Annotated in this window: 22 protein-coding genes; 13 read left to right on the top strand and 9 right to left on the bottom strand. The window is 45.4% G+C overall.

The annotated features are described in order from the left end of the window. Positions 1-36: 36 nt before the first annotated feature. The 3 genes from ACFI32_RS06285 to ACFI32_RS06275 all read right to left on the bottom strand — a co-directional run bounded on the left by ACFI32_RS06285 (position 37) and on the right by ACFI32_RS06275 (position 4,519). Complete coding sequence (locus tag ACFI32_RS06285; protein WP_462625662.1) at positions 37-1,314, bottom strand: cation:proton antiporter; 1,278 nt, start codon at positions 1,312-1,314, stop codon at positions 37-39. Between the two features lie 111 nt (positions 1,315-1,425). After that, positions 1,426-3,039, bottom strand: a complete 1,614-nt coding sequence (locus ACFI32_RS06280; protein WP_462625661.1) for a DUF2254 domain-containing protein — start codon at positions 3,037-3,039, stop codon at positions 1,426-1,428. A gap of 52 nt (positions 3,040-3,091) precedes the next feature. Then, positions 3,092-4,519 (bottom strand): YihY family inner membrane protein, encoded by a 1,428-nt coding sequence (locus tag ACFI32_RS06275; protein ID WP_462625660.1) that lies wholly within the window; start codon positions 4,517-4,519, stop codon positions 3,092-3,094. Between the two features lie 309 nt (positions 4,520-4,828). Between ACFI32_RS06275 and wrbA the strand changes: the two genes are divergently transcribed. Beyond that, positions 4,829-5,446 carry an NAD(P)H:quinone oxidoreductase gene (gene wrbA, locus ACFI32_RS06270; protein WP_462625659.1) on the top strand — a complete coding sequence of 206 codons (618 nt, stop codon included), beginning with the start codon at positions 4,829-4,831 and terminating at the stop codon, positions 5,444-5,446. Between the two features lie 46 nt (positions 5,447-5,492). Then, entirely contained in the window at positions 5,493-6,014 is a 522-nt protein-coding gene (locus ACFI32_RS06265) for a hypothetical protein (protein WP_462625658.1), read from the top strand. A 107-nt stretch (positions 6,015-6,121) separates the two neighbouring features. On the opposite strand, the gene ACFI32_RS06260 is transcribed toward ACFI32_RS06265, so the two are convergent. Further along, positions 6,122-6,862: a DUF3108 domain-containing protein gene (locus ACFI32_RS06260; protein WP_462625657.1), complete on the bottom strand. Its 741-nt coding sequence runs from the start codon at positions 6,860-6,862 to the stop codon at positions 6,122-6,124. A gap of 547 nt (positions 6,863-7,409) precedes the next feature. On the opposite strand from ACFI32_RS06260, the gene ACFI32_RS06255 reads away from it, so the two are divergent. After that, complete coding sequence (locus tag ACFI32_RS06255) at positions 7,410-7,703, top strand: co-chaperone GroES (protein WP_462625794.1); 294 nt, start codon at positions 7,410-7,412, stop codon at positions 7,701-7,703. A gap of 67 nt (positions 7,704-7,770) precedes the next feature. Continuing rightward, the gene (groL, locus tag ACFI32_RS06250) at positions 7,771-9,423 is read left to right on the top strand and encodes a chaperonin GroEL (protein WP_462625656.1); all 1,653 of its coding nucleotides are present in this window, start codon (positions 7,771-7,773) and stop codon (positions 9,421-9,423) included. 222 nt (positions 9,424-9,645) lie between these two features. On the opposite strand, the gene ACFI32_RS06245 is transcribed toward groL, so the two are convergent. From ACFI32_RS06245 to yaaA, 3 genes are all read right to left on the bottom strand, one after another. Next, positions 9,646-10,383 (bottom strand): hypothetical protein, encoded by a 738-nt coding sequence (locus ACFI32_RS06245; RefSeq protein ID WP_462625655.1) that lies wholly within the window; start codon positions 10,381-10,383, stop codon positions 9,646-9,648. A gap of 100 nt (positions 10,384-10,483) precedes the next feature. Beyond that, the gene (locus ACFI32_RS06240; RefSeq protein ID WP_462625654.1) at positions 10,484-11,194 is read right to left on the bottom strand and encodes a hypothetical protein; all 711 of its coding nucleotides are present in this window, start codon (positions 11,192-11,194) and stop codon (positions 10,484-10,486) included. 216 nt (positions 11,195-11,410) lie between these two features. Continuing rightward, positions 11,411-12,208 carry a peroxide stress protein YaaA gene (yaaA, locus tag ACFI32_RS06235; protein ID WP_462625793.1) on the bottom strand — a complete coding sequence of 266 codons (798 nt, stop codon included), beginning with the start codon at positions 12,206-12,208 and terminating at the stop codon, positions 11,411-11,413. 341 nt (positions 12,209-12,549) lie between these two features. Here yaaA and ACFI32_RS06230 point away from each other — a divergent pair, with 341 nt between their 5' ends. The 7 genes from ACFI32_RS06230 to ACFI32_RS06200 all read left to right on the top strand — a co-directional run bounded on the left by ACFI32_RS06230 (position 12,550) and on the right by ACFI32_RS06200 (position 17,939). Beyond that, positions 12,550-13,710, top strand: a complete 1,161-nt coding sequence (locus ACFI32_RS06230; protein WP_462625653.1) for an NAD(P) transhydrogenase subunit alpha — start codon at positions 12,550-12,552, stop codon at positions 13,708-13,710. 61 nt (positions 13,711-13,771) lie between these two features. Next, positions 13,772-14,128, top strand: coding sequence for a proton-translocating transhydrogenase family protein (locus tag ACFI32_RS06225; RefSeq protein WP_462625652.1), 357 nt, complete (start codon positions 13,772-13,774; stop codon positions 14,126-14,128). A gap of 5 nt (positions 14,129-14,133) precedes the next feature. Next, positions 14,134-15,522, top strand: coding sequence for an NAD(P)(+) transhydrogenase (Re/Si-specific) subunit beta (locus ACFI32_RS06220; RefSeq protein WP_462625792.1), 1,389 nt, complete (start codon positions 14,134-14,136; stop codon positions 15,520-15,522). Positions 15,523-15,771: 249 nt separating this feature from the next. Beyond that, the gene (locus ACFI32_RS06215; protein WP_462625651.1) at positions 15,772-16,308 is read left to right on the top strand and encodes an acyl-CoA thioesterase; all 537 of its coding nucleotides are present in this window, start codon (positions 15,772-15,774) and stop codon (positions 16,306-16,308) included. Positions 16,309-16,465: 157 nt separating this feature from the next. After that, the gene (gene iscX / locus ACFI32_RS06210; protein ID WP_011279849.1) at positions 16,466-16,675 is read left to right on the top strand and encodes a Fe-S cluster assembly protein IscX; all 210 of its coding nucleotides are present in this window, start codon (positions 16,466-16,468) and stop codon (positions 16,673-16,675) included. A 65-nt stretch (positions 16,676-16,740) separates the two neighbouring features. Continuing rightward, positions 16,741-17,244 (top strand): GyrI-like domain-containing protein, encoded by a 504-nt coding sequence (locus ACFI32_RS06205; RefSeq protein ID WP_462625650.1) that lies wholly within the window; start codon positions 16,741-16,743, stop codon positions 17,242-17,244. A gap of 155 nt (positions 17,245-17,399) precedes the next feature. After that, positions 17,400-17,939: a hypothetical protein gene (locus ACFI32_RS06200; RefSeq protein WP_462625649.1), complete on the top strand. Its 540-nt coding sequence runs from the start codon at positions 17,400-17,402 to the stop codon at positions 17,937-17,939. 105 nt (positions 17,940-18,044) lie between these two features. On the opposite strand, the gene dapE is transcribed toward ACFI32_RS06200, so the two are convergent. After that, positions 18,045-19,277, bottom strand: a complete 1,233-nt coding sequence (dapE, locus tag ACFI32_RS06195) for a succinyl-diaminopimelate desuccinylase (protein ID WP_462625648.1) — start codon at positions 19,275-19,277, stop codon at positions 18,045-18,047. Positions 19,278-19,337: 60 nt separating this feature from the next. Beyond that, positions 19,338-20,057, bottom strand: a complete 720-nt coding sequence (locus ACFI32_RS06190; protein WP_462625647.1) for a 2OG-Fe(II) oxygenase — start codon at positions 20,055-20,057, stop codon at positions 19,338-19,340. Between the two features lie 92 nt (positions 20,058-20,149). Here ACFI32_RS06190 and ACFI32_RS06185 point away from each other — a divergent pair, with 92 nt between their 5' ends. Together ACFI32_RS06185 and pssA are read left to right on the top strand one after the other, a co-directional pair. Beyond that, positions 20,150-21,025 carry a 23S rRNA (adenine(2030)-N(6))-methyltransferase RlmJ gene (locus tag ACFI32_RS06185; RefSeq protein WP_462625646.1) on the top strand — a complete coding sequence of 292 codons (876 nt, stop codon included), beginning with the start codon at positions 20,150-20,152 and terminating at the stop codon, positions 21,023-21,025. Between the two features lie 115 nt (positions 21,026-21,140). Continuing rightward, positions 21,141-21,929: a CDP-diacylglycerol--serine O-phosphatidyltransferase gene (pssA, locus tag ACFI32_RS06180; protein WP_462625791.1), complete on the top strand. Its 789-nt coding sequence runs from the start codon at positions 21,141-21,143 to the stop codon at positions 21,927-21,929. Positions 21,930-22,051 lie beyond the last annotated feature (122 nt).

The following is a 22,051-nucleotide window of genomic DNA, read 5'->3' as shown; positions in this document are numbered from 1 at the left end:
GCGGTTTTTTTATGACTACTGACGTGCTTGGGCTGTTTAGCTACCTAATTGTTTTTTATGGGCAGGGCGAATGGTGCGCGCTACCTTACCAATGCTCAACCCTTGCACCAGTATTGAGAACACCACTACCGCATAGGTAAGCGCCAGCAAAATATCTCGCTCAGGGCCTATCGGCAACTGTAGTACCAATGCCACAGATATCCCGCCGCGCAGTCCGCCCCATGTCAGCACCTTCCATGCACCAGAGGGCAGCTCAAGCTGTTGGTGCAAGGTTTTGGTGGTCATGCCCACTACCGTTAGACGTGCTAATAATGCAATCAAAATCGTCAAGCCTGCGGCGATAAACAAGTTGCCAGAATAGGCAATCATTACCACTTCAAGGCCGATTAACACAAACAAAATCGCGTTTAAAATCTCATCAATCAGCTCCCAAAATAAATCCACATAGTGACGGGTCTTGTCACTCATCGCCAGCGCCCGTCCACGGTTACCGACCATCAGTCCCATCATCACCATCGCGAGCGGCCCTGACAGGTGCCAGTGACTGGCCAATGCGTAACCACCGATGACGCCTGCCAAGGTCAATAGCACCTCTTCTTGATAACTGTCGATACTTTTAAGTAGATAGTACAAAATACCACCAAGCACCAAACCGAATAGGATACCGCCGCCCGCTTCGACCGATAAGGTATGCGCCACATAGTTGGCAGTTGGAATATCACCACTGGATAAAATGCCCAGCAGCAGGACAAAGATAACCACGCCGATACCATCATTAAACAGCGACTCACCAGCGATAACGGTTTCGATACTTTTGGGCGCGCCCGCCGATTCCAAAATACCCATCACCGCAATGGGATCGGTCGGTGATATCAGTGCGCCAAACAGTAAGCACCAGATATAAGGCAATCCAAAGCCCAGTAGCGGCAACAAGTAATAAACCGCAGTGGCAATGATGACTGCCGATATCAGTGTTCCTAGGCACGCTAATAGTCCAATCGGCAGCTTATAGCGTTTTAAATCAGCAATATTGACATGTAGCGCCCCTGCAAACAGCAGCATCGAGAGCATACCGTCCAGCAGCACCTCAGTGAAATCAAGCTGATCGAGTAAGCTGACTTCATAATCAATCAGTTGATCGAAGCCCAAAAAGCCCAAAAATATGGCACCGATGGATAACAACATCGAAATAACCATCACCCCAATGGTGGTAGGTAGGCCAATAAAGCGGTGATTAACATAGGTCAGCAGCGCGGTGATGGATAAAAAGATAGCACTGATTTCAAGTACGGTCAGACTGTTTGCTGATGCCATAATATGGGTCTCAAATAAATACAAAAAACACTTAGCCAGCAGGCCATAGCATAAAGGAATGGGCTAGCAGAGGGTAAAGGTGCGAGCTGTTTGTCGCACCTTTTGATGGGTCTAGCTTGATTGGGCCTCTAACTGATGATGGATACGTGAGTTAAAGTCGCCGACATACTCAAAATATTGATGCTGCGCGTCATCATCATTGATAAACTGCCGTGCGTGTTGGCACATATTCACCAAGTCTGTCGCCAGCTCACTGTAACTAAGATTGGCTTGACCCGCACGCTCGATCAGCGCCAACTCATGGAGCAGGGTCTGGCGCTGAGCGCTGTTGACTCGCGCATAGTTTAGATCAGTCATCGCTCGGCAAAGGGCTTTTAGTACCATCAGATCTGTCATGGCATAACGGCGTATTTCACCAAGCGACATATCCAGAAAATCAGAAATTTGCGGCGTTTTGATCACCAGTGCCAATACCGCTTCATTTGGCTCATTGATTGCAATATCAGTCGAATCATTATCATGGGGCGGCGTATAAAAATAATAAGGGCTGGGCGGTTGCCGGCGCATCATAATGCTCAAGCATAGTGTTAACGTTTGCACGCAGTTGACCGCCGTTTTTGGATCATTGATACCAGGAGAGAGCGCCCTTATTCCAATTTCGGTCACTTGGCTTAGACTATAACCGATATCACTAGAGTGGGTTTGACGCCGCTCCAGATGCAGGCAAGTCGCCAAGCGTTGCCAAAACATACCATCAGGAGTACGCGGTAACAGTACCAGCCCTGAGGTTTTGGTTTTTGTCTCATTGGATTTATGATCATTAGGCCGCTGATAAAAATAGCCGATGACGTTTCTGTCCGTTACGAACTCACCTAAATTCGTGCGTAGCTTGATAACGCCGCCATAATCTTTGGCAAGCGTCACCAATGACTCAGAATATATCCGCTGCACATAACCTGTCGTTGGCCCATAAATGGGCGTGGCTGGCCAAGACTCGTACTCTTTGACGTTTTGGCTCACCACATTGCGATGATGTGCGAGATCGCAGTGGTCACTATACCAATGATTGATATTAATGATCGCGTCATCGCTGGCCCCTTGGATAACATGGGAGGCTTGAATGGCATGAACCATGTGCTGAACGAAATAGACCAATAGCAGCGCGCAGACAATCGCCATGACGATGGCAAAAGTCACTGACAGCTGCGGCACGCCGTAAGAGACATCGTATTTATGAATGGATTTTAACACCAATAAGCTATAGCTGAAGGTACCAATAAAGGCACCGAGCACAAACTGATTGGGTGTATCGGTCAAAAAGTTACGCAGCAGACGTGGGCCAAACTGCGATGAGGCCATCGACAGTACGGCAATGGTGATTGAAAATGTCGTGCCTGCCACGCCCAGTACCGCCCCTGCGATGGACGTCATAATCGCACGTGCTGCTTCATCATTGCCAGTAAAGGCAAAGCTGATGTCTTTTATTGAGGCGCGATCAAATTGGCGATCAATGCCCAATAAAATGGGCGCCAGTATGGTGCCAAACAGCACGCACGTGGTGGGAATAAACCAATAAGAACCAATCATCTTTTGCCATAAATTGTGCAGGCGGGCGGGCAGGTCAGCGAGGGTTTGTAGTGACCACAAGCGGATAAAGCGTTTAAACCAATAGGTACTGGCTGCCGCGGTGTTGGTAAACAGGTTTTTTTGAGAATCGTTATTCAACGTCAGAGTTTTCCTAATATGAGCGTCATGCTGGCGTGATCGATCAGCAGTGCTAGCGCGGTACGGGGTTATCAGCTTCGGTAATAATGTCGTTCATATCCTCTTTGGGAATAAGCGACTCATGATTATAATTGTCATGTTCCACTACGCCATCTTCATCAAAGGCTTCTGCCTCAAAGCGTGGTTGCTGCTGCTCATGTATGCTGTCTTTTGGCGACTTTTTGCGCGGCTGACTGTGAGCAAAGATGGCCGCAAGTGGCAAATTTAGCTGGTCTTTAGCACAGGCTTCGGTATGAATAAATCGACGTACCAATAGGCTCAACCACGGATTTTGTTTTTCGTTTTTCATCTCATCGAGCTCGTCTTTGATGGGCAGCGGATAGGGCAAGGTACGGTAAAAATCCCATAAGCTCATTTGATTGAGATCTCGTTTGAGTACGTAATCATCCTCGCTAGTACTGGTAATTAAATTACTGTCTTTGAGGTAGTTGATATAGGTATACCACTTTGGTAACTCTTTACGCCCCAGTACGTCGCGCAGTTGCTGCTCACTGACGCTATTGCCTTTTTGATGCTCACTATAGATCAAGTTGAGCATATCTAATAAACTGAGCAGCGGATGACGCGGATAGACTTCTTTGGTCTCAAAAATCGTCAAGGTATAACTGATTTCCACACCCAATAAGATCAGGTTCCACGACAGATAAATCCACAATAAAAAGATTGGTAAGGCCGCAAACGCGCCATAGACGGCTTCGTAACTGGTAAAATTGGTCATCACTGTACCAAAGATGTGCTTGAGCAACTCAAAAATGATGGCCACGATGATGCCAGCGAGGGCCGCATTTTTGAAAGGAACTTGCGCCTTTGGAATAAACCAATACATGCCAATAAAGCCGCCAACCGTCACCCCAATCGATACAGCCTGAACCCAAAATGACCAGTCAATACCGTAGCCTGCCACTTGACCGTTTAACACACTCAAGCTCTGGACAGCACTAGAGGCCAAAAATGCTGTACCCAGTACCAATGGCCCCAAGGTTACGATGGTCCAATAGCGCATCATACTCCTAAGACCACCAGAGCGATCTTCGACGCGCCAGATTTGGTTAAAAGCACGCTCAATAGTGGTCAAGGTTACAATGGTGGTGACAAATAAAATCATCGCCCCGATAATGGTTAAATTAGAAGATTTTTCAGCAAAACTATTGATGTATTCGCTGACCTGCAAGCTTGATTGCGGTAATAAATTGCTATAAATGACCTCATAAATCTGCGCGCGCACTGATGATAATGCAGGTACTGATGACAAAATCATCAATAACACGGTCAAAATCGGTACAATAGACAATAAGGTAGTGTAGGTCAATGAAGCTGCTTTTTGTTGGCAGTCGTCTTCAAAAAAGTGCCGTATCAAAAACCGTAAAAACAGAAACCAGCGCTGTTTGGAAAAGGGAATTTTTTTTAATAAGTTTTCCATGTGAGCCATTTAATAAAAAGACGTAAAAGTTAAAAAATAGTGTAACAAACATCACCCATGCGCATCTGCTCCTTATTTGTGTCAAAATGCATGTAAGCGCCTGCACAGCAAGTAAAACGACATGAAGAGATTAAGTCGCCATTATGCCTCAGTGACCATAAGGGTAAAGGCGGTGGTTTACTGTCCGTTGGTCACTGAGGCATAATGGCCGCAGCAAGAGTCTCATCTCGCCGTAGTGTCTTGGTGAGAGAGCACCTGCTTAAGCCATTGGTGGCGACTATAATGGATCTGATTTAAGGATACTTATCTATGAGTGAACCCAACCCCTATGTGCTGGTACTGTACTACTCCGGTCATGGCACCACCAAAATGCTTGCCTACGCCGTTGCTCAAGGCATCGAAGAGGCGGGGCTAACCGCGCGTATCCGCACGGTGCCAAGCGTCGCACCTGAAACGCAGGTCAATAAGCCCGCCATTCCTGATGAAGGCGACTTGTATTGCACCATGGATGATCTCAAAGGTTGTACAGGGTTGGCGCTGGGTAGTCCAACGCACTTTGGCAATATGGCTGCCCCAATGAAATATTTTTGGGACAATACGGTGACGCTTTGGCTGGCTGGAGACTTACAAAACAAGCCAGCGTCCGTATTTACAGCGACAGGCTCCATGCATGGCGGACAAGAAACCACACTGCTGACGATGATGTTACCATTGATGCATCACGGTATGATGATTGTTGGTTTGCCTTATGCCGAGCCTGCCTTAAACCGTACCTCACGCGGCGGCACGCCCTATGGCGCAAGCCATATTAGTGGTGCCATGCATGATCAGCCTATTGATACTGACGAGCGTGAGTTGGGTATCGCGCAGGGCCGTCGCCTAGCCATCAGTGCCAAAGCGCTCGCGCAAGCCAACTGGTCACGCTAAGCGCCTTATACCAGTATTATTGCCGATTAGGAAGCTCATATATCTGATGTCAAACCATACCGATTCCTCCGCTGCTCATGTGTCTGCATCGTCTACAAATGCATCTGTTGGTCAGTCTCGTGCTGAGCGCCCATCGACCCCACCTGAGCAACCGAGTAAACCCATTGAGCCGCCACGTCGCCGCCTGCTCGTCACTTGGCTGCTTTGGTTGGCGTATCGGCTGTTTGGTTTGCCAATTTTTATTAGCGTTTTTAATCCAAGCAGTCCCGATATCATTGGCGGTATTGCGTGGCAAGCGCTATGGCTGGTACCTGCGTTTGTTTTGACGCCATGGGTACTACGCGGGCGCTCGCCTTATGCGCTATTGATTAGTAGCATGTTTACGCTGGTCTATTTGGGCGCCAGTGGGGTGATATTGTTTACCCGTGTCTATGGCAGCAGTTGGGCTGAGATAGCGGTATATTTGATGGATTTTTTGCTATTGTTCGCCATCAACTTTTGGCTGTTCATTTTGCTCAAACGCTTGCCATCAATGAACAACGTCGTCAAGCGTCCCCGCCAACGTTAATGGTATCGGCTCATACTCATACATAGACAGCAGATAAAAAAGCGGCGCTCACCATATTAGGATGAGCGCCGCTTTTTTATGGGTGAAATGTTTTGATAAACGTGATGCTATTTCACCTGTGTCAGCTCTAAATCCATTTTTTTACCATCATTGACTTGGCTAACCTTGATAGGTAAGTAGTCAAGGCTGGGTGCGAGCCAAAAACTGGTCGAACGACTGTTATCATCATGGATACGATCGACACGTACCGTATCAAAGGTACCTGCAGGTACGGTAATGGTGGTATTACCAGATTTTTTGAACGGCGTTTTTTCAACCTTATTTTTTTTGGCCATGTAATAGTTGCCTGAGAATTTACCGCTCATCAAATCTTGGCGGATTTGCACTTCAAGGCTGAGATCATCAAAGGCCTGCTGCGGCATACCAAGCGTCGTCGATTTGCCCTTATAGTTGCTGACCACTTGTTTTTTGCTGGGGTCAAAGCTGAGCTTATGGGTGCGACCAATTCCAAATAACTTGTAAGTGGTGCTGGCTTGGCTTGGACTTACCTGATTGCCGCTAATGGTAAAGCGGCTGTGCTGCGCGGCACTGGCGACACCTGCCACACGGGCGTTGACATCATATTGCCACGTGTTGCCAGATTTGCTCAGGGTACGGGTGGCTGTACCTTTGTATTTGTCTTCTACCGTGAAGCTATACTCTGCGGTTGAAGGTTGCAGTGTTTGGGCGCTGGCAAAGGCAGGCGCGCTCATACTGGCCGCGCCAACTGCGGCAATGCCTACTCCAGAGGTGAGCTTGCTTAACAGTTTTGACTTAAAAGATGACGGTTTTTGGGTATTGTGACTCATGATATATCCTCAATTGATGTATTGCTTACTTCTTTCATTATTTTGAGCCTCGTCTTGTTTATTGAATGGCTCTCGATACGATCAGCAGCGACCATGGTGATTATTTATTACTTACTTCAATTGGCCCAGTGATTGAAAAAGTCATTAAGAAATGCAGTGTAAGATAGCCATTATGATGGTCATATACTGTTACATTTTCAAGGGACGCGGTCACTGGCCACGTTTGGGTTTTGTTGTCTGTGTTGCCAAACACGTGCTGGCATTGCTTGTTGGTAACCACGCGTCAATAAGCTCTCTAGCTTCTTAGCCATTTGGCGATCTTATACAAACGACAGATAGAAAATGGCAATGATCAGCGGTATTTTTGCCCATCATTCGCTTTGTTAGCCCCGTAGCGGCCATAAAATGTGCGGTATTCTTGTAAATTTTTTGCCGTGACACTTGAAGCCATTTCATCTTGCCCCCACTTTTTGAAACAAGCTCAAGTTAGACTTGAGCCACTCACATTGAATAAACCCATAAACTAAGACTAAATTTTGGAGTCAGACTGATGAACATTCGTCCTTTACATGACCGTATCGTCGTTCGCCGCATAGAAGAAGAAACAAAAACTGCAGGCGGTATCTTATTACCAGGTTCTGCACAAGAAAAGCCATCACAAGGTGAAGTATTGGCAACGGGCAACGGTCAAATTCGTGACAACGGTGAAACCCGTGCGTTAGATGTCAAAGTTGGCGACAAAGTCTTATTCGGTCAATACGCTGGGCAAACGGTTAAAGTTGACGGCGAAGAACTATTGATCATGAAAGAGTCTGACGTATTGGGCGTGTTAGAAGCCTAATCAACGACGTATTCGTTTAAATAACAATGTCTCAGACGATTTAATTATATTATTGGAGTAATTTAACATGGCAAAAGACGTAAAATTCGGCATAGATGCCCGTAAACAAATGATGGACGGCGTAAACGTTCTAGCAAACGCAGTACGCGTCACCCTAGGCCCTAAAGGTCGTAACGTGGTTATCGACAAATCATTTGGCGCGCCAACCATCACCAAAGATGGTGTCTCGGTTGCTAAAGAAATCGAACTTGAAAACAAATTTGAAAACATGGGTGCCCAGCTTGTTCGTGAAGTGGCTAGCCGCACCAATGATGTTGCTGGTGATGGTACAACGACGGCGACCGTATTGGCTCAGTCAATTTTGCAAGAAGGCATGAAGTCAGTCGCCGCTGGCATGAACCCAATGGATCTAAAACGCGGTATCGACAAAGCTGTTCGCGCCGCCGTGACCGAGATTCATGAGCTATCAACACCAGCTGATGACGAAAAAGCCATCGCGCAAGTCGGGTCTATCTCTGCTAACTCAGACACCAAAATCGGTGAGTTGATCTCACAAGCGATGCAAAAAGTGGGTAAGCAAGGCGTGATCACCGTTGAAGAAGGGTCAAGCTTTGAAGATACCTTAGAAGTTGTCGAAGGTATGCAGTTTGACCGTGGTTATATCAGCCCGTACTTTGCCAACAAGCAAGACAGCCTGACTGCTGAATTTGAAAACCCATATATCCTATTGGTTGACAAAAAAATTAGCAACATTCGTGAGATTGTGCCATTACTTGAGCAAGTCATGCAGCAAAGCAAACCATTGCTAATCATCGCTGAAGACGTAGAAAACGAAGCATTGGCAACCCTAGTTGTGAACAACATGCGTGGCGGCTTGAAAACTTGTGCCGTTAAAGCACCAGGTTTCGGCGATCGTCGTAAAGCCATGCTAGAAGACATCGCAACGCTAACAGGCGGTACGGTTATCTCTGAAGAGATTGGTCTGAGCCTAGAGACTGCAACCCTTGAGCAATTGGGTACGGCGAAAAAAGTCACGGTTGGTAAAGAAAACACCGTCATCGTTGATGGCGCTGGTAACTCAGCTGATATCGAAAACCGTGTTGAGTCTATCAACCGTCAGATCGCAGAGTCTACCTCTGACTACGATAAAGAAAAACTACAAGAACGCGTTGCGAAACTAGCAGGCGGTGTCGCAGTGATCAAAGTTGGCGCAGCGACTGAAACAGAAATGAAAGAGAAGAAAGACCGTGTTGACGATGCGCTACATGCCACTCGCGCAGCGGTTGAAGAAGGCGTTGTCCCTGGCGGCGGTGTGGCATTAGTTCGTGCTATGAATGCCTTGTCTGAGCTAAAAGGCGATAACGATGACCAAGACGCCGGTATCAATATCCTACGCCGCGCGATGGAAGCACCACTACGTCAAATCGTAACCAACGCTGGCGAAGAAGCCTCTGTCGTCGTAAATGCAGTGAAAAATGGTACGGGTAACTACGGCTATAACGCTGCCTCTGGCGAATACGGCGATATGCTTGAGATGGGTATCCTTGATCCAGCCAAAGTATCTCGTTCAGCACTAGAAAACGCTGCCTCTGTTGCTGGCCTTATGCTCACCACTGAAGCCATGATTACTGATTTGCCACAAGGTGATGACGGTATGGCTGCTATGGGCGGCGCTGCTGGTGGCATGGGCGGTATGGGTGGAATGGGCGGCATGATGTAATTTTACTTATGCTGCAAAGTGGTTTGTCTTTGTCAGACGCGCTCAATGTACAATAAGTACTATTCTCGCTCGTCTTCCTCGATAAATCACTTTTCGCAAAAAGTAAAATCAACCTCATAAAGTCTATTTGACTATCAAAGGCTCTGCTATCGAAAGATAGCAGGGCTTTTTTTGTGGCTCTTTTTATATTATTTAAAGGTTAGACTGAAATCACATAGATTTTTAGTTACGAACAATCAACTGATCAACCAGTTTGAGCCAAAAATTAATTTCTTCAATCTGTTCACTGCGTTTGAGCTTCCCGTAATCGTTTGGAAAAGATTCGATTTCAAGTTTAACGTTCAAATTACCACTGACGATATTAACAAAGCAAAAACTACTTTCACGAGCTGTCTCATTTTTATTGGTAGCACCAATGTTTATCGGTGATTGACAAACTGGTTCACTAAGCTTTATAAACTTACTGGGTATAGTGATCCCTTTCCAGATATAGTCTTCTTTAGTGTAATATTGAAATTCTGGTTTACGGATATCTAATGACTGTTGACTCAACTCAATTGTGACTTTACTTTTGGGGTTTGGCGTACGAGTACTTGGGGCATCAGCTGCATAGATATCCTCTATACCAGCGTGGACGTAATTCTGTTCTAATATAGCGCTCCCATCGCATTTCAATACACCCGGATCCTCATATCCATAGCCGCATTTTAATTTATCTTTTTGTCCCATCATGTCGGCTGGTATGCATAAACTATAGATAGCATAACTATCGTAATCAAGTAGGGTGCGGTTATTGTTTGCATGTTTCTCATTTTCAGGAGGTGGTAAGCATTCTATCGCTGCAAGTGAAGGCGGTAACTCTATAGCTTCTGCTTTTTCGCCAATAAAGTTATCTGCAAAAAAACCTAAAATTGCAACAAAACCGAGAATATACAAAGAACGTTTAAAAATATTTTCCATAAGGAGAATTGTTTAACCTGTACTGATTTGTGAATATCAATTTATTATTTAGATTGTTATAGATATAGACTGATGTTTACAACAGGCTATTAAACTTAAGTTATGTTTTTTCGATAGGTTGAACGATATCATTTAATAATCTGAGCCAATGGTTGATATTTTTCTTGGCATCATATTCACTAAATACTGTATCTTCTTCACCTACTAATAGAATTGATATGCCGATATCAAGACTGTTATACGATAGTACAGCTCGACACATCGAAACATTAAGTCGACTTGCTTTACTGTCACAAACGAAATCTTCGTGAAATGTAAATTTTTCAACGTTACGCAGATCACTTTTGCTAAAATGAAGTTGCTTTTTATTGGCTTTAGTATTGCCTGTAGATTTAAAGCCCTGCTGCGAAAAATCATATGTAACTGAGCTTTCAATATCTGGTGCATCTTTATTGTAAAGAGAAATATCTATGGTGTCCCCATCGTTGGTTAAGCTATATTGTTGATATAATTCAGCTTCATTACCACAAAAAGCCTGATGGAACCCTTCTTTTTGGCATCTCAAATACTGTTTGTTCTCAGTATCATTCTTACTCAAACAAATAAAATAAAGCGCATAATCATCAAATGCTACTAAGGCACGGTTACGTTTTGCGTGGTCTTCGTCTGTTGGCTCAGTAAAACACTCTACTTCATTAAGCATTCCTACTAGCTCTGGTGAGTTGGTATCTCTGGTACTGAAATAGTAGATAGTATAGACAGTAAGTACGAAAGCAATGGTATAGAACGCTCGTAGCTTAAAACTAGGCATTTCAGGCTTCCTAAATATAAATTTGGTTGATTATTATAATTTGTTACATAAATATAATCTATGGATATTTTGCTGTAATATTAATTACTTTTTTTAATAAAAAATATAAAACCCCGATAGTTTGAACATATCGGGGTTTTTATGGTGTTTGGGCTGACAATAATACATGATGGTGACAAGGTATTTGTTTAAAAATATTCGCCTAATAGTCACCCATTATTCCGCTGCATCGCGTCTAAACGTCCACGTCTTATCATCAGATGCCTCTTCGCAATAATAATAGCCTGCCAAATTAAAGCCCTTTAACTGTTCAGCGTCGGTGATTTTATTGTCTGCGGCGTATTTCACCATCAAGCCACGCGCTTTTTTGGCATAAAAGCTGATGATTTTATAACGGCCATTTTTCATATCTTCAAAGCGCGGAGTGATGACCGTCGCATCTAGTACCTTTTTCTTTACCACCTTAAAGTACTCATTGGAAGCCAGATTGACCAATACACGGTTGCCGTCAGCATGCTGCGCCTCGCTGATGTACGTATTTAATAGCGCAGTGATGGTGTCATCCCAAAACTCGTATAGATTCTCCGCGTTTGCCGTCTTGAGCTTGACGCCCATTTCGAGTCGGTAAGGCTGCACCAAATCCAGTGGTTTGAGCACGCCATACAGTCCTGACAAAATACCCAAATGCGTATTCAGATACTTCATGGTGTTTTTATCCATCTCATAGCTGGCAAGCCCCGTGTAGACATCACCGTCAAACAAATACGCCGCAGGTCTGGCATTGTCGATCGTAAATGGTTGTTGCCATGCTTGATTGCGCATCACGTTGAGCTCGGCAAGCTCGGCTGAGATGCTCATTAGCTCTTGTAGCGCTAGCGGATCTTTGGTTTTGAGCACCCGCATCAAGGTGGCTGCCTGCTCAAGTAGTGCAGGCTGACTGTAATCAGCGACAAGATCAAGCGGGATGTCATCTTGTTGATTCAAAGATTTGGCAGGGGAGAGCACAAAATACATTGTCATTCCTCATCATCTAGGACTGGTTGAAAAAAACCTCTAAATATAACAATAAAAATTATGACAGCGAAGTCAAAATAATACTTTTTAGCCAATTTGTGGCCGTCAATAAGTAATGAAATAAAGTAAGTGGTATTTCGATAATAAATGTTCGTGATGTAGGCTAGCATATCATTTATTTAATTGATAGTATCTGGTATTACTATGTTCACAACATGATGTTCACTCATCAAGAGTGCAACATTTGCTTCACTGCTAAGTGATGTTTGCAGTCTCTCAACCCGTGCAATAGATTTCATCAAGGATCGATGCAACCGCATCACTCATTACAAGGAGACAGTATGAAAATCGGTGTTATCAGTGCCGACAGTACACAGGAAAACCGTGTGGCACTCACCCCAGACGCAGTCAAAAAATTGCAAAAACTGGGCTGCGCAGTGGTGATACAGTCTGGCGCAGGCCTCGGTGCTTATTATACCGATGCGCGTTATCAAGAGGCAGGTGCCAGCATCGCGCTGACCAGCGAAGAGGTTATCGCATCGGTGGATATCATTACAGTGGTGAATGACCTACCAGCTGACATGGCGCAGACCATGCAATCAGGGCAGCTACTGATCGGTATGCTCGATCCTTATCGCAACACCCAGCTTGATACTTATAGTGCGCGCGGCGTCTCGGCCTTTGCTATGGAGCTGCTGCCGCGTACGCTATCCCGTGCGCAAAATATGGATGTACTGTCATCGCAGGCCAACCTTGCCGGCTATAAAGCGGTATTACTGGCAGCTAACGAATACTCCCGTCCTTTCCCGATGTTTATGACTTCAGCAGGCACGGTGAAGCCTGCCAAAGTGATTATTTTGGGGGTTGGTGTGGCAGGCTTGCAGGCGATTGCCACAGCCAAGCGATTGGGCGCAGTGGTTGAAGCCAGTGATTTGCGCCCTGCGGCCAGAGAACAAGTCGAGTCATTGGGCGGCAAATGGCTGGATGTGCCCATGAGTGAGGAGGAGGCACAACAAGCCAAAGCCACTGGCGGTTATGCATGGACACCATCGGCGCAGTATATCAAAGACCAAGCTGCCGTGGTGGACAAAGCCTTGCGCGCCGCCGATATCGTCATTACTACCGCTCAGATCCCAGGACGACAAGCACCAAAGCTGGTACATCAAGATACCTTGGACAATATGAAAGCAGGTGCAGTGCTCGTCGATATGGCAGCAGCAACAGGCGGCAATGTCGCAGGCTGCATCGCCTATGAGACAGTTACCACGGACAATGGCGTACGTATCGTTGGCGCGGCAAATATCCCGTCTATGCTGGCGGCGCAGTCTTCAGATTTATACGCCAACAATTTGGTGAATTTTATCACCACCCTGATTAAACGCGACGAGGCGGATAATGCATCTGAGCAGGCAGCACCGACATTACATCTAGACATGGATGATGAGATTCAAGGCGCATTGGCCGTCACCCATGAAGGACAGGTACGTTTGCAGCAGCGCTAGCACATTGCCAGCCGCTAAGCACAGTAAATTGAGCACAATAAACGGATTTTAGGAGGATCAGATGATAGCGACTGTTTTGGGCGCAGCAATGGGCAATACCCCGTTCGTGGCGATTTTTACCATATTTGTACTGGCTATCTTTGTAGGATATTACGTGGTGTGGGGTGTCACGCCCGCGCTACATACGCCGCTAATGGCAGTGACCAACGCGCTATCGAGTATCGTGATCGTCGGTGCGATGCTGCAGACGGTAACCATCAATGGCAGTGATTTTAGTGCCACCAGTTTGCTGGGTGCATTTGCGGTATTTTTAGCCAGTATCAATATTTTTGGTGGTTTTGCGGTGACTGAACGCATGCTATCAATGTTCAAACCCAAGCCTAAAAAAGCGACAACAGATACTGGGGGTGAGGCATGAATCAAATGAATGTCATCGCTGCCAATGCAGACTGGTTTTATCTTATCGGGGCCATATTGTTCGTGCTGACTTTACGCGGCTTGTCCAGTCCCAAAACGGCGATACGTGGTAACCGTTTGGGTATGGCCGCTATGACCATCGCCGTTGTCACCACCTTTTTCTTAGCCGAAGGGCCTGTATTGTGGCTGATTATCGGTGCGATGGTTTTGGGTGCGATTGTGGGCATTTGGAAGGCCAAAACTGTTGCCATGACGCAGATGCCTGAAACGGTGGCGCTCATGCATTCCTTTGTTGGTCTGTCTGCCGTTGCCATCGCTTTGGCCACCGTATTGCATACCGAACAAGCGCACAGTACGGTTGCGCGCCTAGAGCTGTTTGTGGGCTGCTTTATCGGTGCGATTACCTTTTCGGCCTCTGTTTTTGCCTTTGGCAAACTTGCGGCGAAAAAGTGGGCAAAAACCCTAACAGGCAACTGGGTTAAGCCCGTACAAGCGCTATTGTTTGTTGCGATGATCGGTTTTGGTGCCGTGTATTTTATGACTGACTCCTTACCAGCATTTTATGCGATGTCACTCTTAGCCATTATTTTTGGTTGGATGTGGATCGCGCCCATCGGTGGCGGTGATATGCCAGTAGTGGTATCGCTATTGAACTCATTCTCTGGTTGGGCAGCCGCTGGGATTGGTTTTACCCTTGGCAACTCGATGCTGATTATCGCAGGCTCACTCGTTGGTTCATCAGGGGCGATTTTGTCTTATATCATGTGTAAAGCCATGAACCGTTCACTCTTGAATGTATTGTTTGGAGGTATGGGCACATCAGCGGTGGCAGCAGGCGGCGATGATGGTGCACCCAAAACCTACAAGTCTGGCTCAGCAGAGGATGCTGGGTTCTTAATGGCCAATGCCAGTGATGTCATCATCGTACCCGGTTATGGTATGGCACAAGGCCGCGCCCAAAATGCCGTCAAAGAGATGTACGAGTTATTAAAAGAAGAGGGCGTCAACGTGCGCTTTGCCATTCATCCTGTCGCAGGTCGTATGCCAGGCCATATGAACGTCTTACTTGCTGAAGCCGACGTGCCTTATGATGATATCTTAGAAATGGATGAGATCAACTCAGACTTTGCCAGTACTGATGTGGTATTGGTTATTGGTGCCAACGACGTGGTTAACCCTGCGGCAAAAGATGATCCTGCGTCCCCAATCTTTGGTATGCCTATCCTTGATGTCACCAAGGCCCAAACCGTTATGGTCATCAAGCGTTCCATGAGTACCGGTTATGCAGGTTTGGACAACAGCCTCTTTTATATGGACAAAACCATGATGATCTTTGGTGATGCCAAGAAAATGGTCGAAGAGATGGTACGCAGTATTAATGGCGGCGGTCACTAATAAAAGTGACGGCTATAAAAGTGACTGCCATTATCTCAGCGGCTGACTGCATGCGTCTATATTATCCGCTGTTAGCAGCGGATCGTGATGCTAAGATACGTTGATGTGTTAGTCACTATGAGAATTGACGGCAATTAAAAAAGTCACTGTGGTGGCTTTTTTTATGGGCGTTCTTTATCACGATATTGTTTTCGTCATCATCGCTTTGTGACTATTGACGCCCCCATTTAACCAGACAGAGAGCTGCCCATGAACATGTTACTGCGTTTTTTTATCATGACTGCCTTACTCAAGCAGCAACTGAAGCAAGACTCTGTTCAGACGCGTCTTAGCCATGAGCAGCTTTGTGCGCCAGTCGTGCGCCATTATCGAATCCTGCCGCATGACATGGGATTTCGCGACCATTTGCCCAATTATCGTTATCTCTCATTTATTGAGCTAAACGTGACACACTGGGTCACGGCACGCTGTCATCAAAAAGGTATTAAACCTCTTAAATGGGTCATCGCCATGCAAGAAATGGTCTATCTCAAACAAATCAAATTTTTAGATAAAATGACGCTTAGCAGTGCGGTTGCAGGCTGGGATCACAAATACGTGTATTTTGAGCATCGATTTTTTGTCAAAAACCAACTCATGGGCGTTGGTATGACCAAGTTTGTCTTTACCGATGATACCGGCATACGCACACCAGAGCTGCTAGATATGGTAGGCGAGCGGTTGACCGATGTGATTAACACATGGAATAACCACCAAGCCGCTGTAAAATCTACCAAGTCTGCATAAACGGCATTAACAACAGCATGAAGAAATGGTAGTGAGAATTGCATTGTACAAGAACTTGGCTATAATCATTTGCTGAATTTTGGTACGATGGAGTCCATCAAATCGTCAATATCAAGGCGACACTACTATTTCTAAAACGACTAAAAAAGGTACCGTTATGACGCCACAAAAATTAAAATGGACAGACAGCTTAGATATCGCCATTGAGCTTTATGAGAAATTTCCAGAGACTGATCCGCAGTACATACGTTTTACCGATTTGCATCGCTGGGTCACTGAGCTTGAAGGTTTTGATGATGACCCACAACGCTCAAACGAAGGCATTTTAGAAGCCATTCAAATGAATTGGATCGACGAAGCAGACTAATCAATTCGCTCTGTAAGCATAACGATAAGTAAGAAATTAAACCAACAGACAATAAAGGCCGCATCATGACATCACAAGTTAAAGAATTACCAGAAGCGATAGCGTGCAGCGGTATCAGCGTCCGTACCACCAATAACGCTGAGATCAGCCATGATACTGCCAAATTGGGTAGATTATGGCAAAAGTTTTATCAAAATTATGCGGGTCAACTTCCTGAAGGCGAAGATATTTACGGTATCTATCACAATTACGAAAGCGATGATCTAGCAGGCGCGTTTGATGTTGTCGCAAGCTGGAAAACTGCTAGCGAGCAAAATGCTCAATCAGAAAGTAAAATTGCGGCTAATATGAGTGATGTAGTAGAAGTAAACATACCTGCAGGAAAGTACTTGGTGTTTTCTGAAGAAGGTCATATGCCTAATACTGTCATGAATGCATGGGAGAATGCGTGGGAATATTTTAATACGGCAGACTGTGAGCATACCCGAACGTTTAATGTAGATTTTGAACATTATATCGGTGGCAATTTAGAATACGGTCAAGTTGATGTGTATATTGGGATTGAGTAATCGCTGATACAGTAACGCTTCAGTGCAACAAGGGTTAGTTATCACTATAAGGTAAGCCATCTATCAGATTAACGATGCGATTATCAAGCTTAAAAGTTGCGTGAGTGAAAGCCACAGGCTAACGAAGTGATACTTATGATAAATACCTTATTACAATGACGATTGACCATCAACAACTGCTACATATAACGCTTATAGTCATTGGTCTGGCAGTAAGTATCTCTATTAGCGGTGGTCTTATTGCTTTTGCTACCCCGCTTTATTTAAAATACAAACGTGCAAAGACAGGTTGGATAATATGTGAGGCACAGGTAATTGGTATGAGCATTGGCTTGTATGATGAATACACTGAAGGCATTGTACCTCATGTTTATCCAGAGATTGTTTATAAATATCATTATAAAGATTGTCAATACCAATCCAAACAAGTCACATTTTCTATTCATGACATGAAAGTCGTTAGACCTATGTTTAATGACTTGATAAATCGGTATGATCCACTTCCAGTATGGTGGAATCAGTTAACGCTGGGTGACCTTATTTGTATTAAGGTAAACCCCAAAGCACCGTATGAGGCTATTATTGTTTTTTCAGGCTATTTAAATCAGCGGTGGCGGTATTTGATGCTCATGCTGATAGGGATACTGTTTTTAAGCCTAACACTATGGGTGGTAGGTTTAGTCTTATACGTTTAATTTTCCACAGTAGTGGCTAGCTTTTGTAGACATAGTATCTTGTACGTAAAAAAAGCGCTATTTATATTGATAGATACCGCTTTTTTTTATGCTTAAAAGTATTAGTTACTTGACCAACAAATTCTCCAATATCCCTTCATAAATCTGCGCCAGTTTACCCAAGTCATAGACTTCTACTTTTTCATCCACTTGATGAATCGTGGCATTACGTACGCCAAGCTCCACAACTTGTGCCCCTGTTGGCGCGATAAAGCGACCATCAGATGTACCGCCAGAGGTAGATAAGGTGGTATCAACATCGGTTACTTTTTTGATGGCATTTTGACAGGCCGAGACCAGTTTGCCTTCAGGGGTCAAGAATGGTTGTCCTGATAACTTCCAGTTGATCGCGTAACTGGCTTTATTGTCTGAAGTTTGGTTATTAGGGAAATGTTTATCAAAGATAGCATGGGTTTTTGCTTTTAGCTCATCTTCAGTCGTTTCAGTTGAGAAACGGAAGTTAAAGACAACGTTTAGCGTTTCAGGGATGACATTGGTTGCACCTGTGCCACCATTGATATTTGATATCTGCAATGACGTAGCAGGGAAATAATCATTGCCATTATCCCATGCAGTCGATGTCAGTTCAGCAAGGGCAGACATCGCTGCATGAATCGGATTACAGGCCAAATGCGGATAGGCGACGTGACCTTGTTTACCTGTAACCGTCAGCTCCGCACCAAGTGAGCCACGACGACCGTTTTTGATGATATCGCCTAACGTATCAGTGCTTGATGGCTCACCCACGAGACAGTAGGTAATTTTTTCGTCACGCGCTTCTAGAGTCTCGATCACTTTAACCGTGCCATTAATTGACGGCCCTTCTTCGTCCGAGGTGAGCAAAAAAGCAATTGAGCCATTGTGCTCAGGATAATTGGCAACGAAACGTTCAACCGCAATAGTAAAAGCCGCGATACCGGTCTTCATATCAGCCGCACCGCGCGCCCATAGATACCCATCAGCTATGGTTGGGCTAAATGGCGGATACGTCCAGTTGTTTTCATCACCCGTTGGTACGACGTCAGTATGACCGGCAAAACAAATGACGGGATCAGTGTTACCACGACGCGCCCACAAGTTTTTGACTTCAGCGTGTTCGCCCTTTGCTTGTCTATCACCATAGTACATAAACTCGCAGTCAAAGCCTGCTTGCTCCAAACGCTCTGCCAATATATCTTGGCAACCGTCATCATCGGGCGTTACTGAAGGACGCTCTAACAGTGCAATACTCAAGTCTAAGGTTGCTTGCTGGTGAGTTGTTTGCTGGTGAGCGCTTGTTTGGGTGTGAGAGTCAGACATGGTTAAACCTTCTGTATAATAATTGAAATATGAGATATAAATGGATAATAAAGGGTAATACTAAACCTCTACTTCGACAAAGGGTACAAGACCGTCACGGCGCATCCACGTGGCAATAGAATAGCGCTGACGATGGGCAATTTGCACTTGATGACGTAGATCGCTGTCAAAGATAATGAGTCTGTTGGCGACTGGCATGATCTCATGATGGACGCCATGCTTATCCACGACTTCTAGCGCGCCGCCGTCAGTCGACTCCCAATCATCATTGAGATAAAACACCGCCGAGATTACCCGCTCATCGCGCCCAATAGGGTTGTCGCTATGCCATTGATAACCAAAGCCAATCGGATAACAGGCATAATGCGCCTCACTATGGCGAATACCCGCAAACAAGCTACGGTTAAACAGAGCGGCGAGTGTGTTAATGCTTTGTAGATAATGATAGCCTGCAAAAAAGTTCTCAGTGATCCAGCGTATTCTATCACCGCGTATATCACTAATACGAATGCCATCGGTTAGGGCGGCATCCCGATACTCAATAAAGCCACTTTCTGCCTGCAGTGCTAAGAGTGCTTTGTCTGTGAAGACATCATCAAGGACCATCCAGCCCTCAGTGATAAAGCGATCAAGGGCGCTGCTATCAAATATTTGCGCCCAGTCAATAGCAAAATCCTCGGCTTGCAAAACGGGAGCTGCATCTAACAGCTGATGCGACTCAATCACCCCATCCATCGCCAATTCTGTCACTTTTAAGTTACTGATGATCTTTGTCATCATTTATCCACGCCTCTTTTACCAAAACCATCGTTATCTTTTACTCCGCCTATGCTACCATAGATACAATTTTTCTTATTTAAACTTTTGAGATTATGAACTATAAACACGCCTACCACGCTGGTAACTTTGCTGATGTGGTCAAACACATTTTATTGGTACAACTGCTTAACCAACTGGGGCAGAAAAACAAACCGTTTTATGTGCTTGACGCCTATGGCGGTCGTGGACTGTATTCACTAAGTAGTGAGGAAGCACGCAAAACAGGAGAGGCCAACGGTGGTATTCAGGCTTTTTTGAAAGCGGATATGGAAAAAGCCCCAGCCGCTGTCAAAGACTATATGGAAGGCATCAAGCAAGCCAAATTCACTTACGACAATAAAGTCTATCCGGGTTCACCGTGGTGGATTGCGCATCATGTTGAAAAAAATCCTGAGGCAGGTGTGCGCGGCGAAGCGTTTGAAGCCAAAGCCAGTGAATACGATGCCCTGAATTACCAGCTACATAAGTTGCCAATTGGTATTCACCATCGCGATGCGTTTGAAGGTATCACTGCTGTTATACCGCCAAAAGAAAAGCGCGGTTTGATTTTACTTGATCCACCTTTTGAGCAAGAGCACAAAGACTTTACGCGTTTGATTAACCTGTTGGTTGCCGCTTATAACAAATGGCCACAAGGCACCTATGCGCTGTGGTTCCCCATCAAGAATATCGAAGCTGTTGAGCTGTTCTACAAAAAGCTCAAACGTACTGAGATGAGACGTCAATTGGTGTGTGAGCTAAACATCTATCCTAATGACATCGCCGTGGGTCTAAACGGTACAGGAATGCTGATTATCAATCCGCCATGGCAGTTTGACAACCATGCCCGCGAGATTTTACGCTTCTTACAGCCTATTTTAAAAGTTGCAGACGCACCCGATTTATCGCCAGACAGTGCCACTAACGTGCGCTGGTTGGTTGGAGAGTAAGGATATCACTATGACCACTCCGCCGCGCGACCCCGCTCACAAACCGCACAGCCACAATGACGCACCGCATAGTGCCGCCACTGGAGCACCGTATACTGATGAGCATGATTTCAATATGCATCTGGCAGATACCGACAATTATGACGGTCTGACCTTTGAAGTGATTGAAGCTGAGGTAGCTGAGGGCAAACGTATGGTCAGTCGCGGTGTGTATCTTCCGGCCAACCTCATTACCACCTTATCACTGCTTTCGGGTTTTTTCTCCATTTTGGCCAGTACCCAAGGCGAGTTTTACAAAGCCTCGCTAGCTATTTTTCTATCAGGCATTTTAGATGGTATGGATGGTCGGGTTGCGCGCATGCTCAACGCGCAAAGTCCGTTTGGTGAGCAATATGACTCACTAGCGGATATGCTCGCGTTTGGTGTTGCGCCCGCGATTTTGGTTTACAGCTTTGCCTTGCAGCCACTTGGTCGCATTGGTATTGGCTGTGCTTTTGTCTTTACCGCGTGCGCCGCCTTTCGTTTGGCTCGCTTTAACGTACAGATTGGGGAAGTGGACAAAAAATACTTTGTTGGCTTAGCCAGTCCGCTAGCAGCTATCTTGGTCACCGCTGCAGTCATGGTTGCCGTCGATCATAACGAATGGATAGGCCAATTTGATACGCTCGTCATGATGTTGTTTGCCACTTGGGTGGTGGTATGTGGCCTACTGATGGTCAGTAATGTCAAATACTACAGCTTTAAAGAGTTTGATAAAAAGAAAGTCCCATTTGTGGTGCTGATCGTTGGTGTCTTGGTGATGAGTATTGTGCTGTATGATATTCCTGTCGGTATCTTAGCGATTGGCCTGATCTATGCCCTTTCAGGTATCGTTGCTACCCTTAAAAGTAAAATTAAAGGCTAATATCAAAAATTAATGCCGTAAATGACCGCTTATGATAACCAGTAAGCGGTTTTTTTGTGCTTGATCCTAAAAGATTTTAAAAATTAAAAAAACAAGAGAGAGGGAGAGATTATAAATAAACC

This window comes from Psychrobacter sp. PSi21 (genome assembly GCF_054960615.1).
Note: the sequence above shows the minus strand (reverse complement) of the source record. Positions and strands in the feature narration are given on the sequence as shown.